General features: G+C 42.5%; 13 protein-coding genes, 1 pseudogene and 1 riboswitch. Of the genes and pseudogenes, 8 read left to right on the top strand and 6 right to left on the bottom strand.

Annotated features, from left to right (window positions below):
- The first annotated feature begins 26 nt into the window (after positions 1 to 26).
- Both BS1321_RS15005 and BS1321_RS15010 read left to right on the top strand, forming a co-directional pair.
- Entirely contained in the window at positions 27 to 1,127 is a 1,101-nt protein-coding gene (locus BS1321_RS15005; RefSeq protein WP_063236298.1) for a CaiB/BaiF CoA transferase family protein, read from the top strand.
- A gap of 275 nt (positions 1,128 to 1,402) precedes the next feature.
- Positions 1,403 to 1,927: a hypothetical protein gene (locus tag BS1321_RS15010; protein WP_063236292.1), complete on the top strand. Its 525-nt coding sequence runs from the start codon at positions 1,403 to 1,405 to the stop codon at positions 1,925 to 1,927.
- Positions 1,928 to 2,028: 101 nt separating this feature from the next.
- Here BS1321_RS15010 and BS1321_RS15015 read toward each other — a convergent pair whose 3' ends face one another.
- The 3 genes from BS1321_RS15015 to BS1321_RS15025 form a co-directional block, all read right to left on the bottom strand.
- Complete coding sequence (locus BS1321_RS15015; protein ID WP_063236291.1) at positions 2,029 to 3,204, bottom strand: MFS transporter; 1,176 nt, start codon at positions 3,202 to 3,204, stop codon at positions 2,029 to 2,031.
- A 156-nt stretch (positions 3,205 to 3,360) separates the two neighbouring features.
- On the bottom strand, positions 3,361 to 3,663 hold the full coding sequence (locus BS1321_RS15020) for an ArsR/SmtB family transcription factor (RefSeq protein ID WP_057278291.1): 303 nt from the start codon (positions 3,661 to 3,663) through the stop codon (positions 3,361 to 3,363).
- 211 nt (positions 3,664 to 3,874) lie between these two features.
- Positions 3,875 to 4,978: a 5-methyltetrahydropteroyltriglutamate--homocysteine S-methyltransferase gene (locus BS1321_RS15025; RefSeq protein ID WP_063236290.1), complete on the bottom strand. Its 1,104-nt coding sequence runs from the start codon at positions 4,976 to 4,978 to the stop codon at positions 3,875 to 3,877.
- An 82-nt stretch (positions 4,979 to 5,060) separates the two neighbouring features.
- Positions 5,061 to 5,162, bottom strand: a riboswitch (SAM riboswitch).
- Between the two features lie 176 nt (positions 5,163 to 5,338).
- Between BS1321_RS15025 and BS1321_RS15030 the strand changes: the two genes are divergently transcribed.
- The 6 genes and pseudogenes from BS1321_RS15030 to BS1321_RS15055 form a co-directional block, all read left to right on the top strand.
- On the top strand, positions 5,339 to 5,767 hold the full coding sequence (locus tag BS1321_RS15030) for a hypothetical protein (protein WP_063236289.1): 429 nt from the start codon (positions 5,339 to 5,341) through the stop codon (positions 5,765 to 5,767).
- 174 nt (positions 5,768 to 5,941) lie between these two features.
- Positions 5,942 to 6,484, top strand: coding sequence for a glycerol-3-phosphate responsive antiterminator (locus BS1321_RS15035; RefSeq protein ID WP_048683275.1), 543 nt, complete (start codon positions 5,942 to 5,944; stop codon positions 6,482 to 6,484).
- 226 nt (positions 6,485 to 6,710) lie between these two features.
- The gene (locus BS1321_RS15040; protein ID WP_063236288.1) at positions 6,711 to 7,535 is read left to right on the top strand and encodes an MIP/aquaporin family protein; all 825 of its coding nucleotides are present in this window, start codon (positions 6,711 to 6,713) and stop codon (positions 7,533 to 7,535) included.
- A gap of 21 nt (positions 7,536 to 7,556) precedes the next feature.
- Entirely contained in the window at positions 7,557 to 9,047 is a 1,491-nt protein-coding gene (gene glpK, locus BS1321_RS15045; protein WP_063236287.1) for a glycerol kinase GlpK, read from the top strand.
- A gap of 308 nt (positions 9,048 to 9,355) precedes the next feature.
- Positions 9,356 to 11,008 carry a glycerol-3-phosphate dehydrogenase/oxidase gene (locus BS1321_RS15050; RefSeq protein WP_063236286.1) on the top strand — a complete coding sequence of 551 codons (1,653 nt, stop codon included), beginning with the start codon at positions 9,356 to 9,358 and terminating at the stop codon, positions 11,006 to 11,008.
- A gap of 24 nt (positions 11,009 to 11,032) precedes the next feature.
- A pseudogene (locus BS1321_RS15055) lies at positions 11,033 to 11,309 on the top strand (sodium:alanine symporter); the annotation flags it as partial.
- 134 nt (positions 11,310 to 11,443) lie between these two features.
- Here BS1321_RS15055 and BS1321_RS15060 read toward each other — a convergent pair.
- From BS1321_RS15060 to pruA, 3 genes are all read right to left on the bottom strand, one after another.
- Positions 11,444 to 12,664 (bottom strand): PucR family transcriptional regulator, encoded by a 1,221-nt coding sequence (locus tag BS1321_RS15060; RefSeq protein ID WP_063236285.1) that lies wholly within the window; start codon positions 12,662 to 12,664, stop codon positions 11,444 to 11,446.
- Positions 12,665 to 12,796: 132 nt separating this feature from the next.
- Positions 12,797 to 14,218, bottom strand: coding sequence for a sodium/proline symporter PutP (putP, locus tag BS1321_RS15065; RefSeq protein ID WP_232522808.1), 1,422 nt, complete (start codon positions 14,216 to 14,218; stop codon positions 12,797 to 12,799).
- A gap of 210 nt (positions 14,219 to 14,428) precedes the next feature.
- The gene (gene pruA / locus BS1321_RS15070; RefSeq protein ID WP_063236283.1) at positions 14,429 to 15,970 is read right to left on the bottom strand and encodes an L-glutamate gamma-semialdehyde dehydrogenase; all 1,542 of its coding nucleotides are present in this window, start codon (positions 15,968 to 15,970) and stop codon (positions 14,429 to 14,431) included.
- Between the last annotated feature and the right edge of the window lie 2 nt (positions 15,971 to 15,972).

Genomic DNA, 15,972 nt, shown 5'->3' on the forward strand with positions numbered 1-15,972 from the left:
CAATGGAAAGGGAAGGTGCACGGCTGATGACCTTATTGACTCATTTAAAAGTATTGGACTTTTCAACGTTACTGCCAGGCCCATTTGCCACTTTGATGCTAGCGGATTTAGGAGCGGACGTTTTGAAAGTAGAGAGGCCGGGAGCAATGGATTCATGGGGTGTGAACCAATATCTTAACAGATCGAAGAAGTCGATCACACTTGATTTAAAACAATCTGAGTCCATCGAATCTGTTAAAAATCTAGTGAAGGAATACGATATCGTCATTGAACAATTCCGGCCAGGTGTCATGGAACGCCTAGGACTGGGGTATGAGGCATTAAAATGGATCAATCCGAAGCTGATTTACTGTTCCATCACGGGCTTCGGCCAGACTGGTCCCTATAAAGACCGACCGGGACATGATATCAATTATATTTCGATTGCAGGCTTATCAGGCTATTCCGGTACGAAAGAGGACGGCCCGGCAAAAAACGGAACCCAAATAGCAGATCTTGCCGGAGGCTCACTGCATGCTGTTATCGGTATATTATCTGCAGTCATTCACAGGGAAAGAACAGGAGAAGGCCAAGCCATCGACATCAGCATGACCGACTGCAGTTTTGCCTTGAATGCCATATCCGCACCTCTGAATTTACAAGGGGGCCTCGAGCTTGAACCAGAAAAACTGATGTTAAACGGAGGGTCCTTTTATGACTTTTATGAAACGAAAGATGGACGCTATTTTTCGGTAGGAAGCCTTGAGCCCCCTTTTCGAAAAGCATTATGTGAAGCGATCGGTGCACCCGAATTGTATGAACTGAGCATGAAAAGCGATGAAGAAAGCGGAACCAGGTTTAAAACGGCCATCCGACTTGCTTTTCTTGAAAGAGATTTTCATGAATGGCAGGAAATATTCGCTGATTTCGAGGCCTGCGCAGAACCAGTGCTGACCTTCACTGAAGCGGCCGAACATCCCCAATTGAAGGAGAGGGGAATGATCGTCGAGGTACCTGACGGAAAAGGAAATGCCCAGAAGCAAATCGCCTGCCCAATCAAAACATCGGTTTTCACCCCTGAATATAAACATGCAGGCTTGAGGCCAGGACAAAACAACGCAGAAATTCTTCACACCCCCAATCGCTAAATAATTATGTAAAGGCTATCACTTTTCCGAGTTTTTTGGAAAGAGATAGCCTGTCTTTTTGAAGGCCGAAAAAAAGAGGTGGAAGGACTAAATAAGTTGGAAACAGCTCGTATTAAGCAGAAAGAGAACAAATTATCCTCTTATCACTTGTGGAAAGCAATATATTACCACTGTGAAAATTTGCCAGTTATATCTATTTTGGACAGGGTATCAGAGTAACATCCCTGTAAAAGGGTTTTTGAGAAAATTGCTCTGGTAAGGAGGGTTGATTAAACATGTTTGGTCTCTCTGATATCATTAAATTTCTATTTTCCTTTTTTTTGATCATGCCGATCGTTACGCTGATACATTTGAGCGGGCATATTTTCTTTGTTACGATCTTTGGGGGATCAGAAAAGAAAATCTTGATTGGTTGTGGTAATAAACTTTTCGCCTTTCGGAACATAGAGGTGAGGAAATATTATTTTTGGAATGGGACTTGCGAGTTCAAGGGATTGAAACATGATAATCGATTGACGAATACGCTGATTTATTTAGGGGGGGCTATCTTTAATTTAGTCAGCATGCTGATCATATATAGCTTAGTGTATCAGAATATCCTGGACAGCTCGGTAATCTGGTATCAATTTATCTATTTTTCTTTTTATGTTTTGTTTTTCTCCTTGTTTCCGATGTATTTCTCGGACGGGTCGCCTAGTGATGGGAAGGCTGCGGAATTGGCATTGAGGAACAAGCTGGAAGATAGGGTGACGGATGATATATTTGTGAAGAAAATGGATGATGAAGATAGCTGCAAGTAAAAAGGGGACGTGCTGGTGGGCGTTCTTTTTTTGTTGCTTTCAGCTTTAGGATTTATCATAAGGCTAAAATCTAGCCTTATGATGAATGTATATATAACGGTCTAGGATTTTATGGACTGTGCTATTTTACTGCTTGACGATGAACTCGAAAGGACCAGAACAATGACCATGGCAATGGCAACCCCTGTTGCACCGATCCAGGTTATGGATGCAAGGGATACTTGTTCTACAGCAACACCACCAATTCCAGCACCGGCCGCCATGGCCAATTGCATCATCGACTGATTCAGACCGAGCATGACTCCTGATGATTCAGGCTCAAGGGTCGCTAAATGATATTGCTGTGTCGGCCCTGATGACCATGCTGCGAACGACCATAATGTAAGGATTGTCAAAACGCCCATCAATGAATTCGTAACGATGGATAACATGATGATCATCACAATATGCAGCGCCATACCGCCAATTAGTGTAAATGATACACCCCATCGATCCGTACTATATCCGCCAAACTTTGATCCGATCAGGCTTGCGATACCGAATATAAGCAAGGCCGTGCTAAGTAGAGAGTCACTTATCCCTGATACGGATAGCAGGTAAGGGGATAGATAGGTATAAGCTATCGAGTATCCGCCAAGCCAGAAGAAGGTTATCGATAATCCAAGGGCAACTTTCCTTTTTTTAAGAAGGGCCAGCTGCCGGAGAAGTGGTACTGGTTTATCCCCTTTGGTAGGAGGAATGGTAAAGAATAAAACGATCATGGCAATCAGGCCGAATAGGGCGATTCCGCCAAAGACGGATTTCCACCCGAATGCATCCGTCATGATTCTTCCGAGAGGTACGCCAATGATAAGGGAAGCTGTAAACCCCATGACAACTGTCGCAATAGAACTTGCTTGTTTATCTGGCGGAGCAAGCTTAGCGGCAATATTCAGAGCGGTGACTACAACCAATCCTGCACCAAGTGCCATGATTATGCGTGCAAATACAAACGGTCCAAAGCCTGGTAATAGAAAGGCAAGCAGATTGGACACTATGAATAGTCCAAGGGAATACAACATTAATTTTCGTCTGTCTAAACTTGCTGTCAAAGCCATAAGAATGGGTGTACCGATTGCGTAGACAAGGGAGAAAATTGTAATGAGCTGTCCTGCGGCAGCAAGGGTCACTCCAAGAGAATCCGCAATCTTATCCAAAATTCCGGATATGATGAATTCGGATGTTCCTACTAAAAAACTGATTATCGCCAACATGTAAATTTTCCATGTATTAAGCAAAATAGATTCACTCCTCATTAATGATTATTAATTTTATATAAAGACATATCGTAATATGTTAATGTGTATGAATAAAAAAATAAACATATCGCGAAATATCGAACTGTTAGGGAGAAAAATGAACCCAACCCTCTAAGGTACGGATCAGGTTCATTTTCATACTTCTTCTTTCAAGAAATCAGTAATTTTTGAGATTGCATCTTCATCTCGTTTGTAATACGTAAACTTTCCTATCCGCTCCGTTTTAATCAATCCTGCTCTAAGAAGCATCGAGAGGTATTGAGAGGCCGTGGACTGGGTCATGTTTAATTTTTCCGTAATCTGACTAACGCAAACGCCGGTTTCCTTCATGTCTATTCCCTCATGAGGGGTGAAGTGGAGTTCAGGCGCCTTGAGCCATTGTAAGATTTGCAACCTGGATTCATTGGATAATGCTTTAAATATCTCGATTGTTTTCATACATTTCATTATATCGAGAATTATCGATATGTCAAATGATTTTAACATTCATCTTTAGTTTCATAAATAGCAAAACTTGATACCGTTATTCAAAGGAGTCAGTAAAGGAATGGAAATGTATTATTGCAAGAACCTAATCGGCTCCCTAATAAGTGCTGCCGATTAGGTTATTCGAATCCTGTAAATCAGAATTAAAGTCTCCGGAAAAAAATCATTCCCATATTTCTTTTGCTACATCAACGACGAATTTCAGCTTTTCCCATTGCTGTTCTTCCGTTAGCTTGTTGCCGTGATGGGTAGAGGCGAAGCCGCATTGCGGGCTTAAGCATAATTGCTCGAGAGGAACGAAGTGCGAGGCTTCTTTAATGCGTGCCTTAACAGCTTCCTTGTTTTCGATTTCTCCATCTTTTGAAGTGACGACTCCTAGGACGACACGGGCTCCGCCATTTGGTATGTATTCCAATGGTTTGAAGTCCCCTGAGCGTTGATCGTCGTATTCCAAGAAGAATCCATCGACTTTTTCTTTTGCCAATAAAGTTGGGGCGATACGGGCATAACTTCCTTCGAACGCCCATGTCGACTGGTAGTTTCCACGACATAGATGTGTAGTGACGACAAGGTCTTCTGGTTTGCCTTCCAATGCGCCATTAATGACTCGAAGTGCTAGATCAATTAATTGTTCCCTCGTATATTTTCCATCTTTGAACTGGAAATCTGGAGCTGAAAGTCTGGCAATATATACATCATCCAATTGAAGATAACGCACACCTGCTTCATAAAATGCTTTCAAAGCATGCTGATAGGCTTTGATGATATCATTTGCATAGTCTTCAATATCAGGGTAGATGTCTTCATTATGAATGCCAGCAGCAAATAATTGATTCGGACTGGGAATCGTTTGCTTGGCAACGGCACGTCCGTTCACGATTTTGTTTAATTCAATGAAATCACGAATGAAGGGATGTTCAGGATTGAATGAAACCTTCCCGGTATTGCGAACGTTATATCTCTCTGTTTCCACACCATCGAATGTGAGACCTTTTTCAGTCACATATCCCTCGATGCCATTTAAATGTTCGAGGAAGTCAAAGTGCCACCATGTTCGTCTGAACTCACCGTCCGTAACGGCCTCTAATCCAACTTCAATTTGTTTATCGACAATCCGATTGATCTCTTCGGTTTCAACTTCACGAAGCCGCTCTGCTGAAAGGGTACCTTCCCTAAATTGCTTTCTGGCAATATGTAAACGTTCCGGTCTTAATAAACTTCCGACGTGATCGGCCCTGAATGGTGCTTTCGTTAATGTGATTGACATGTTGTATTCCTTCTTTCCTTTTAAAAATAAAAAACCTCTTCTTAAAAATAAGAAGAGGTGTTGGCAACAAAGCTATATACTCTTCTTATCTTCAAGTTTTTACACTTCTGGAATTAGCACAGTACATGAATAGTCTGTTGCTGAGGTATCATAGGGCCAGTCCCTCCACCTCTCTGGATAAGAGTTGTCTATTAAATTAAGTATGACTATACAGGTAGTTTGTACAAAGGACAAGCGTTGAAGGTGGAAGATTTTGAATATACCAATTATTAATTTGGGCAGAAAATGTTAACTGCATCGGGGAACCCGGCATATGCTATAACCGACATTTCATATGCATGGCAGGAGGGGAATGCGAGGATGAGTACATTCAGTCCATTCAAAAATGGCATACCGATATCGGTAACAGAAGCCATGATAGAGAGAATTGTAAAAATGAAATCAGATGGTCACGATATTAAAGTCGAGATTACGCCAAAGCATATCGTGCTTTCCGGAACGATGGATGTGAAAAAAATGATGTTTAAGAAAAACGTAGCTTTCCGGATTACATTAAAACCGGTACACGTCGAAAATAGAACGATTTCATTTGGATTAGTGGAAATGGAACCAATTGACAGGAATTTCATCAACCAAAGGATATTTAACAGACCGCCGTTTTTTGAATTTGAAAATAGAACGATCAAAATGAATGTTAATGCTTGGAACATCGTGAGAATAATTCCGGTGGGCACAATTAAATCGTATGAACTTGTCGAAGGTGCATTGAAAATGAAACTTTCTTTATGATTTAAGGGGATATTTTACATACATCCTTAACTGCAATCTATAAAGGGAGTGCCAGGTATGTTAGTGTTATGGTGACATTGGACATGAAAAAAAATGTGTTTGATAAATCAAGCTCTTTAAAATATACTAAATGACTTGAAGTTTTGAGTTTTTCTGGGAATGAGGAGGATAATAATGGATCAGAAGATTTTGCCTGCTTCAGCAAGCATGAAGGATTTCGAAAGATTTCTAGAAAGTTCCTATGAAATAGGTGTGTTTCTTGATTTGCATATATCACAATTGAAAAATGTAAGTATGATGGCAAAGCAGCATAATAAGAAAATGATTTATCATGTCGATTTGATTCATGGCATAAGAAGTGATGAGTACGCGACAGAGTTTATTTGTCAGGAGTATAATCCCTATGGGCTGATTTCGACTAAATCAAGCGTTATATTGAAAGCGAAGCAAAAAGGGGTCATTGCCATCCAGCGAATCTTTTTAATAGACTCACATGCGCTTGAGAAAAGTTATAAGCTGGTGCAGAAAACCAAGCCGGATTATATCGAAGTATTGCCGGGCGCCATGCCATGGATGATAAAAGAAGTGAAGGAACGATTGCAGACACCCATTTTTGCAGGTGGACTCATACGTACTTCGGATGAAGTCCTGAACGCCCTTGATGCTGGAGCGTCGTCAATCACCACTTCCAAAACTGAATTATGGGATATCGTCTGATAGGGACGAATTGAAAAAAATTACAGAAAAATAGATTAATTTTTCACAAAATATTGACAGCGTTTTCATAACCTAGTATATTTTACAGTACAAGTTAATATATGTGACGGAGACTAGGAGATTCACAACAGATCTATTCATAATTTTTTTATGAAGATAGTTCTGCTGTGGATCTCCTTTTATTTGTTGTAAAGGTTTAAACATTTATCAGGGGAGGGGTTTTATCATGACTCCATTTTGGGGAGAAGTGTTAGGCACGATGATATTAGTTTTATTCGGAGCAGGTATTGGGGCGGGTTCATCCTTAAAGGGTTCCTATGCAAAGGATGCCGGTTGGATCGTTATCACGATAGCGTGGGGATTGGCTGTTACCATGGGTGTTTTTGCAGTGGGTTCCATAAGCGGGGCGCATTTAAACCCGGCGGTCACAGTAGGGTTTGCCATTATTGGAGAGTTTCCTTGGAGTGATGTGCCCGGTTACATCGTGGCCCAAATGATTGGCGCAATCCTGGGCGCAACTCTAGTATTCCTGCACTATTTGCCACACTGGAAAGCAACTGATGATCCAGGAACGAAGCTTGGTGTGTTTGCGACTTCACCTGCGATCCCGCACACATTTTCAAATCTATTAAGTGAGATGATTGGAACTTTCATCCTTATTCTTGGTTTATTATTTATAGGTGCCAATGATTTTACAGAGGGTCTAAACCCATTCGCAGTCGGGTTATTGATTGTCGTGATCGGGATGTCACTTGGGGGAACGACCGGATACGCCATTAACCCGGCCCGCGACCTGGGGCCGCGCATCGCACACTTTTTGCTGCCGATACCGGGTAAAGGCAATTCCAATTGGGGCTATTCATGGATTCCGGTCGTTGGACCGATTGTTGGAGGTTCACTTGGTGCCGTTTGTTATAAAGCCTTCTTTATGGGGGAAATAACAGCAGGATTTTGGTCTGTTTTAGGTGCAAGCCTGGTACTATTGATATTAGCCTATGCTTTTGGTAAAAAACAGTCACATGAATTGGAAAGCAGAAATATCGCTAGTTAATTAAAAGGAGGGGCACACACAATGGAAAAATACATTTTATCATTAGATCAAGGAACAACAAGTTCGCGGGCGATTTTATTTAACGAAAAGGGGGAAATCGTCCATTCCTCTCAAAAGGAATTCACGCAGCATTTTCCTAAACCAGGCTGGGTCGAGCATAACGCCAATGAGATTTGGGGATCGATCCTGGCGGTGATTGCCGGTGTACTATCTGAATCCGGTGTAAAGCCAGAGCAAATTGCTGGTATCGGGATCACTAATCAGCGTGAAACGGCAGTCGTTTGGGATAAGGAAACAGGTACCCCTGTTTATAATGCGATTGTATGGCAGTCCAGGCAAACAAGTGAAATCTGTGATGATTTGAAGGAAAAGGGACTTAATGATCTATTCCGGGATAAAACGGGATTGTTGATAGATGCATATTTTTCCGGAACGAAAGTGAAATGGATCCTCGATAATGTAGAAGGGGCACGACAAAAGGCGGAAGAAGGCAAGCTGTTATTCGGTACCATCGATACTTGGCTGATCTGGAAGCTATCAGGGGGCAAGGCTCATGTAACGGACTATTCCAATGCATCCCGGACATTGATGTACAATATCCATGAACTGAAATGGGATGAAGAACTGCTTGAGATATTGACTGTACCAAAGTCAATGCTACCGGAAGTAAGGCCTTCATCTGAGGAGTATGCACGTACGATCGAATATCATTTCTTCGGCCAATCAGTTCCGATCGCCGGGGCAGCCGGTGATCAGCAGGCAGCATTATTCGGCCAAGCTTGCTTTAATGAAGGAATGGCTAAAAATACGTATGGAACAGGCTGTTTCATGCTCATGAATACAGGTGAAAAAGCCGTCAGTTCCGAACACGGACTATTGACGACCCTTGCTTGGGGATTGAATGGGAAGGTCGAATATGCACTGGAAGGCAGTATATTCGTAGCTGGCTCCGCAATCCAATGGCTGCGCGATGGTCTGCGGATGCTTCATGATGCCAAGGACAGCGAAGCCTATGCAAAACGGGTGGAAAGTACGGATGGAGTATATGTTGTACCGGCTTTTGTAGGACTTGGAACTCCATATTGGGACAGCGAAGTGCGGGGAGCCGTTTTTGGTTTGACGCGCGGCACATCCAAAGAACATTTCATTCGTGCCACACTTGAATCACTTGCGTATCAAACGAAGGATGTCCTTGATGCAATGGAGGCGGATTCAGGAATCGAGCTGCAGACATTAAGAGTGGATGGCGGGGCAGTCAAGAATGACTTCTTGATGCAATTCCAAAGCGACTTATTACGGGTGCCAGTCGAGAGGCCTACCATAAACGAAACTACAGCATTAGGTGCTGCATACTTAGCTGGCCTTGCTGTCGGGTATTGGAAGGATCAAGAAGAAATCTCCCGGCAATGGGCAGTAGACAAAACCTTTAAACCATCCATGGAAGAGCAAGATAGTGAAAAATTATATGAAGGCTGGAAAAAAGCTGTACATGCCGCTATGGCGTTTAAATAAAAAACAAGATGTATTCTTTCTCAAATGAGCTGGAGTATGCTATAATGAAATCAAGTTAATAACTCGGCCGGAGAACAGGAGAGACCATGAATGCGTTATCGTTAATTCGATAATGTGCATTTATGGTCTCTTTTTTTGTTTTTAATGGCGGATTAGGGATATTAATATCTATATAAACTATGCGAACAAATGAACCAATTGAATATAATGACCGAATTCACGAGTAAACAGCACGAATTGAATTGACAAGTTAACAGCACAAATTCACGAAAAAAAATAGAATGCAATACTTAAAGGAGGAGTCAGGCATGAGGTTTTCAAATATGTATCGGGAAGAAACGATCGAACTTATGAAAAAAGAAAAATATGATGTGGTTGTCATTGGTGGGGGAATTACCGGTGCAGGGATCGCCCTGGATGCAACGACCCGCGGAATGAAAGTGGCATTAGTTGAAATGCAGGACTTTGCAGCAGGTACTTCAAGCCGCTCGACAAAACTTGTTCATGGCGGATTGCGGTACTTGAAGCAATTTGAAATAAAAATGGTTGCCGAGGTTGGTAAAGAACGAGAAATCGTTTATGAAAATGGACCGCATGTGACCACGCCTGAATGGATGCTGTTACCGATGCATAAAGGAGGCACCTTCGGGAAATTCAGTACCTCCATTGGACTTCGGGTATATGATTTCCTTGCGGGGGTTAAAAAAGCTGAACGCAGGAAAATGCTTTCGGCGGATGAAACACTAAAACGGGAGCCTCTCGTTAAGAAAGAGGGACTGAAGGGCGGAGGCTACTATGTTGAATATCGGACAGATGATGCACGTCTTACGATTGAAATCATGAAGGCGGCTGTCGATAAAGGTGCCGCACCGATAAATTATACAAAAGTAGATAAATTGTTATATGAAAATGGAAAGGTGAACGGCGTCCTAGTTGCAGATTTACTTTCAGGTGATTCTTTTGAAATATACGCAGACAAAGTTATTAATGCAGCAGGTCCGTGGGTGGATTCCATTCGTGAGAAGGACCAATCGAAAAAAGGGAAAACGCTGAAGTTATCCAAGGGTGTTCATGTGGTCATCGACCAATCGAAATTCCCTTTGAAGCAGGCGCTTTATTTTGATACGCCTGATGGCCGGATGATTTTTGCCATCCCGAGAGCTGGTAAAGCTTATGTAGGGACTACGGACACTTTTTATGATGGGGATCCTGCAGTGCCGACCGTTACTTCTGAAGACCGTGCCTATTTATTAAAGTCCATACATTATATGTTTCCAGAAGTGAACATTACGGATGATGATATCGAATCAAGCTGGGCTGGGGTACGGCCGTTGATTCTTGAAGAAGGAAAAGATCCTTCTGAGATATCAAGGAAAGATGAAATATGGGAGTCCGATTCTGGCCTTATCACGATTGCGGGAGGGAAATTGACCGGTTATCGCAAAATGGCCAAAACGACGGTTGACCTTTTGGCAGGGAAGCTTGCCCAGCAATACAATAAAACTTACCCAGCCAGCAGCACTAAAGGCATGCCGATTTCCGGAGGTGATGTCGGGGGATCAAGCAACTTCTCCGATTATATCAAGCAACATATTCAAATGGGAGTTGAATCAGGACTCGATGTTAAGGACTCCGAAGAGATATTGGCCATGTACGGGTCCAACGCATCTGTGTTATTCGATATCGCAAAAAGCGAAGGAGACGGAGGAGCAAGCAGTGGCGTTCCAAAGAAATTGTTCGTACAGCTGAAATACGCACTAGATCATGAAATGGCCGCAACTCCAGTGGATTTCTTCTTCCGCAGGACGGGGACGCTATTATTCGATATAGATTTAGTCCAAACGCATAAACATGCAGTGATCGATTATATGGCTGGATATTTTGGATGGACGGAATCAACAAAAATGGAGAGAACCAATCAATTGGAACAGGAAATATTGGGTGCGATTAGAGTATCTTGACCTATATGCAAAAAAACATGACGCCGGCGGAATCGCTGGCGTTTTTTCAATAGCCCTTTTCTTCTTTCGCTCATCATCTTGGCGGCCCAGTTATTACGGATCGATCCGTACGGCAGAGCTGGATTAGGCATAATGGTATGGCTCAATGTCATTGCCATTTCAATTCTGGCTAAATCGGCGCTTATTACGAAGGCAGGGGTCGATCCGGTTTTCAATCCAAAAGCTTTAGGCATAAAAAAACGCTGATTTCTGGGAGCGTGAATACACCGGCGACAAAGAAAATGCCCTTAAATTAATTTAATATAAGAAACTGTTACCCTTTAGAAAGATAATAGGTGAAACATATATAAGGAGAGAGGAAAACGGCAGACCTAGCCGCGTTTCTTCTCTCCTTAGCTTATTGAATCTCCAAAACTCAAAAACCGGGGACGTTCTTTAAGATCTCTGCTTTATAAGCTGTAAATCGATGTATAGTTGCATTCTCGAATGAAAGTCATCAAAATCGATTGAGGTGAGATCGGTTATTTGATTCAATCTATATTTCAATGTGTTGGTATGAATGTATAGCTGTTCAGCTGTCGGTTTGATCCGGCAATTGTTCAACAAATATATTTCCAGTGTTTGAAGGAGTTTGGTCTGGCTTTCCTGGTCCTTCTTTTGAAGCATCTCTAAATCCGTATTGATATAATTCGTTTTAGTATGATGGTTGGAGATCATTTCGAGGTAACGGAAAATCCCAAGCTTGCTATATTGGAAAGGAAGCTGTTCAGGTTTGCCGATGAACTTGGCTGCGTTGATCACTTCCAGGGCTTCGAGATAGGATTTTCTTAATTGAAGAATCGAAGAATACTCATTTCCGATTCCCGGGAATACCTTTTTGTCATTGAATTGGGAAAGAACGGTGTTCGTTAAATCATTGGCGCTATCGGTAAGCAGGTCTTTCCCTTTTCCGTTGCTGCCAATCAAGACGATGATCTTCAATTGGTTTGTGAATACATGGGTAAAATGATTTAATGCATTGGCGAATAGACTGACTGTATCCGCTAATTCATCGAAATGTTCCGCATCGGATTGAGCAATGGTAAAGACATTGACAAGGAAAGTTTCCGGAATGAGAAGACTCATATTAGCAGCTTCCCATTTTATTTGGTTTTCTGTTTGATAGACTTCGTCAATGACCTTTTGATAAAACTCATTTTTTTCTTCATCTTTTTTCATGTTTATCTGTTTCTTCTGATAAAGGAGCTTGCCGATATGATGGGAAACTTCATGTAAGAATTCCAAATCGGAATCAGTCATCATTTCCGTTTCTTGGACCCAAATGAATCCGAAGACCTGTCCTTTGTGAACGGCGCTTACAACGACTCTTTGATTTAATCCGATTTCCTCGATTTGTTTCACCCTAAATGGATGCTCCACGGTTTTAAGCTGTTCGACAATGCCTTCATCCATGAATTTTTCCAGAATTGGAATCGGCCAATGCTTTGTGAAGATGGTTTGCCGATTGGCTTGGTCGAAGTGTTCGATATAATATGAACTATATGCCAGCAATAAAAATTGGTCATTTTCGATGACGACTGGTTTTTTTAAATAAGTGCTGACCATATCCGTTATATCGTTGATGTTTGTAAGAGTCAGGATTTTTTCTAATGACATATATGGCCCCCTGTTATTTTTTGAAGTATATGACAAGTTAGTTTAATAATACTTTTAAAGTAATGATGTGTATAGGGGGAAGAAAAAAGAAGGAACGGTATATGAAAAATACCGTTCCTTTTAGGGGGGTTATTATTGTTTTAATGTTCTTTCGAATTCATCGAATTGCGCTTCTACTTCTTTTGATGGTTTCGCTGTAAGAAGACTGACCAGGATGATGGCAATCAAGCTTGCGCCAAAACCAGGAATCATTTCATAAAGCGTATCGGATAATCCTGCCATGGACCAGAAAATTACAGTCCCTGCACCTACGATCATCCCTGCTAAAGCTCCCCATCTTGTCATCCGTTTCCAGCAGAGGCTTAGTATGACCAATGGACCGAATGAAGATCCGAATCTAGCCCATGCATAGCCAACAAGTCCAAGGATCGTGTCATTCTGTTCCCAAGAGAGAATGAGCGCTATGATGGATATGGCCAGTACGGAAAGTCTGCCCAGGAAAACAAGCTCTTTATCTGAAGCGGAACGACGGAAGAAAGTTTTGTACATATCTTCCGTTAAAGAGCTGGCCGTAACCAAAAGCTGCGAAGAAATCGTGCTCATGATGGCTGCCAGTATCGCTGAAATCAAGAAACCAGTGATAAGTGGGTGGAATAGTATTTCACCTAACTCTATGAAAATCGTTTCTGGATCATCTAACTTAAGGTTGTTCTGATGGAAATACGTGATACCGATGAATCCAGTCAGCATGGCACCGATACTGGAGAAAATCATCCAGCCCATCCCGATAGTACGGGCTTTCTTGATTTCCTTAATAGAACTGATCGCCATAAAGCGGACAATGATATGCGGCTGTCCGAAGTAACCCAATCCCCAAGCAAATAATGAGATGATTCCTAAAAAGCTCGTCCCCGTGAAAATATTCAATAGAGCTGGATCAATGGAACGTGGCGTATCTATGGAAGGACCGAAACCGCCAACATGGAAAAGGGTGACGATCGGTACAAGAACCAAGGCAACGACCATGATGATTCCTTGAACGAAGTCTGTCCAGCTTACTGCCAGGAATCCGCCGAATAAAGTATAGGCAACGGTGACGCCTGTTAAGATCCATAGGCCTGTATGGTAATCAAGGCCAAATGTACTTTGGAATAAGACTCCGCCGGATACCATTCCGGAAGAAACGTAAAAGGTGAAGAAAATCAGGATAACCAAAGCGGAAATGAGCCTTAGGATCCGTGAACCCTCGCCAAAACGATTTTCCAGGAAAGCGGGGATCGTAATGGAGTTATTGGCGACTTCCGTATAGGTTCTTAATCTTGGTGCAACATACAGCCAGTTCGCATAGGCTCCTAACGTAAGGCCGATTACGATCCAGATGGAACTTAGTCCTGTTGCGAACATGGCACCAGGCATCCCCATTAAAAGCCAACCGCTCATATCCGCAGCACCGGCGCTTAAAGCAGTGACAGCTGGTCCAAGACCCCGGTCGCCCAGCATATAATCATTTAAATTGGAAGTCCTTTTGTAAGCGAAGTAACCGATGAAAAGCATGCCAGCCATGTAAATGCTGATCGAAATTATTAATGCGTAATCCATAAAAGACTCCCTTCAGGTTGAAATTTATAATTTTTTGTTTTAAAAGAGGAAGCAACCTATTTGTCACTTCCTCCATTTAACCTCATTTTGGTTTCCGTATCCAGAATGGAGGATACATAACCATAGGGGATTCAAATCATCTTCAAATTGCTTAATCGAACATTATCAGAATGTTTCTGATGTTGTTTTGGCTTGCATATGAAGCTGCAAGTAGTCCGGTCCGCCTGCCTTGGAATCGGTTCCTGACATGTTGAACCCGCCGAATGGCTGATAACCTACGATTGCACCAGTACAGCCGCGGTTGAAATACAAGTTCCCCACATGGAATTCTTCGCGTGCTTTTTCCATGTTAAGGCGATTTGTCGTAATGACAGCCCCAGTCAAACCATATTCAGTGTTATTGGCAATCTCAAGAGCTTCGTTAAAGTCCTTAGCTTTTGTGAAGGCAACGACTGGTCCGAAGATTTCTTCTTGCATCAAGCGTGCTTGCGGATCGACATCAGCAACGATTGTCGGTTGAACGAAGTAGCCTTTAGTGCTATCTCCTTCTCCTCCAGTCAGAATGCGTCCTTCTTGGTTCCCGATTTCAATATAGCTCATGATTTTGTCAAAAGCAGCTTGATCGATAACTGGTCCCATGAAATGATTTTCTACAGGATTACCAACTGTTAGTTGTTTTGTTAATTCAACAGCGCGGTCTAATACTTGATCGTATACATCTTCTACAATGACAGCACGGGAGCAAGCAGAACATTTTTGTCCAGAGAAGCCAAATGCAGATTTCACGATCGATTGAGCAGCCAATTCAAGATCTGCCTCTTTGTCAACGACGATCGTATCTTTTCCGCCCATTTCAGCGATGACACGCTTCAGCCAAATTTGGCCTTCGTTCACTTCTGAAGCACGTTTGTAAATGCGCAGACCTACATCACGTGAACCTGTGAAGGAAATGAAACGTGTTTTAGGATGGTCAACTAGGTAGTCGCCCACCTCGGCTCCGCTTCCAGGAACGAAATTCAATACACCTGCTGGTAGGCCGGCTTCAAGCATCACTTCAACGAATTTTGCAGCAACGATAGGAGTTGTCGAAGCTGGTTTCAACAGGATTGTGTTACCAGTAACGATAGCGGCAACAGCTGTACCTGCCATGATCGCAAATGGGAAGTTCCAAGGAGAAATGATGATGCCTACCCCTAATGGAATGTAATCATAGCGGTTAAATTCACCCGGACGGCTTTGAACAGGCACACCATCTTTAAGCGTCAGCATTTGACGGGCATAGAATTCAAGGAAATCGATCGCTTCCGCTGTATCCGCATCAGCCTCATTCCAAGGTTTTCCCGCTTCTTTCGTCAATAACGCAGAGAATTCATGCTTGCGTCTGCGAATGATGGCAGCAGCTTTGAACAATACGTCAGCACGGATTTCCGGCTTCACTTTTTTCCAGCTTCCAAAAGCGGTAACAGCTTCCTGCATGGCTTTTTCAGCAAGATCCCTGTTCGCTTTCGATACTCGGCCGATGACCTCTTGCTTATCTGCAGGGTTATATGAAACGATTTTCTCATCAGTCGTCACTTTCTCTGCCCCGATATAAAGAGGGTAGTCTTGCCCTAAGTAGCCCTCAACAGTTTGAAGTGCTTCCTGATATGCCTTTTTGTTTTCCTCGTTTGTAAAATCAACAAATGGTTCGTGTTTATATGAAATCATTG

Origin of the sequence: Peribacillus simplex NBRC 15720 = DSM 1321 (genome assembly GCF_002243645.1) — a bacterium.
Classification (GTDB): domain Bacteria; phylum Bacillota; class Bacilli; order Bacillales; family DSM-1321; genus Peribacillus; species Peribacillus simplex.

Bases quoted from the DNA above. Each gene is read 5' to 3' on its own strand.
- BS1321_RS15010 (WP_063236292.1), top strand. From the start codon at position 1,403: ATGTTTGGTCTCTCTGATATCATTAAATTTCTATTTTCCTTTTTTTTG.
- pruA (WP_063236283.1), bottom strand. From the start codon at position 15,970: ATGATTTCATATAAACACGAACCATTTGTTGATTTTACAAACGAGGAA.
- BS1321_RS15005 (WP_063236298.1), top strand. From the start codon at position 27: ATGACCTTATTGACTCATTTAAAAGTATTGGACTTTTCAACGTTACTG.
- putP (WP_232522808.1), bottom strand. From the start codon at position 14,218: ATGCTTTTCATCGGTTACTTCGCTTACAAAAGGACTTCCAATTTAAAT.
- BS1321_RS15025 (WP_063236290.1), bottom strand. From the start codon at position 4,978: ATGTCAATCACATTAACGAAAGCACCATTCAGGGCCGATCACGTCGGA.
- BS1321_RS15040 (WP_063236288.1), top strand. From the start codon at position 6,711: ATGACTCCATTTTGGGGAGAAGTGTTAGGCACGATGATATTAGTTTTA.
- BS1321_RS15050 (WP_063236286.1), top strand. From the start codon at position 9,356: ATGAGGTTTTCAAATATGTATCGGGAAGAAACGATCGAACTTATGAAA.
- BS1321_RS15030 (WP_063236289.1), top strand. From the start codon at position 5,339: ATGAGTACATTCAGTCCATTCAAAAATGGCATACCGATATCGGTAACA.
- BS1321_RS15060 (WP_063236285.1), bottom strand. From the start codon at position 12,664: ATGTCATTAGAAAAAATCCTGACTCTTACAAACATCAACGATATAACG.
- BS1321_RS15020 (WP_057278291.1), bottom strand. From the start codon at position 3,663: ATGAAAACAATCGAGATATTTAAAGCATTATCCAATGAATCCAGGTTG.
- BS1321_RS15035 (WP_048683275.1), top strand. From the start codon at position 5,942: ATGGATCAGAAGATTTTGCCTGCTTCAGCAAGCATGAAGGATTTCGAA.
- glpK (WP_063236287.1), top strand. From the start codon at position 7,557: ATGGAAAAATACATTTTATCATTAGATCAAGGAACAACAAGTTCGCGG.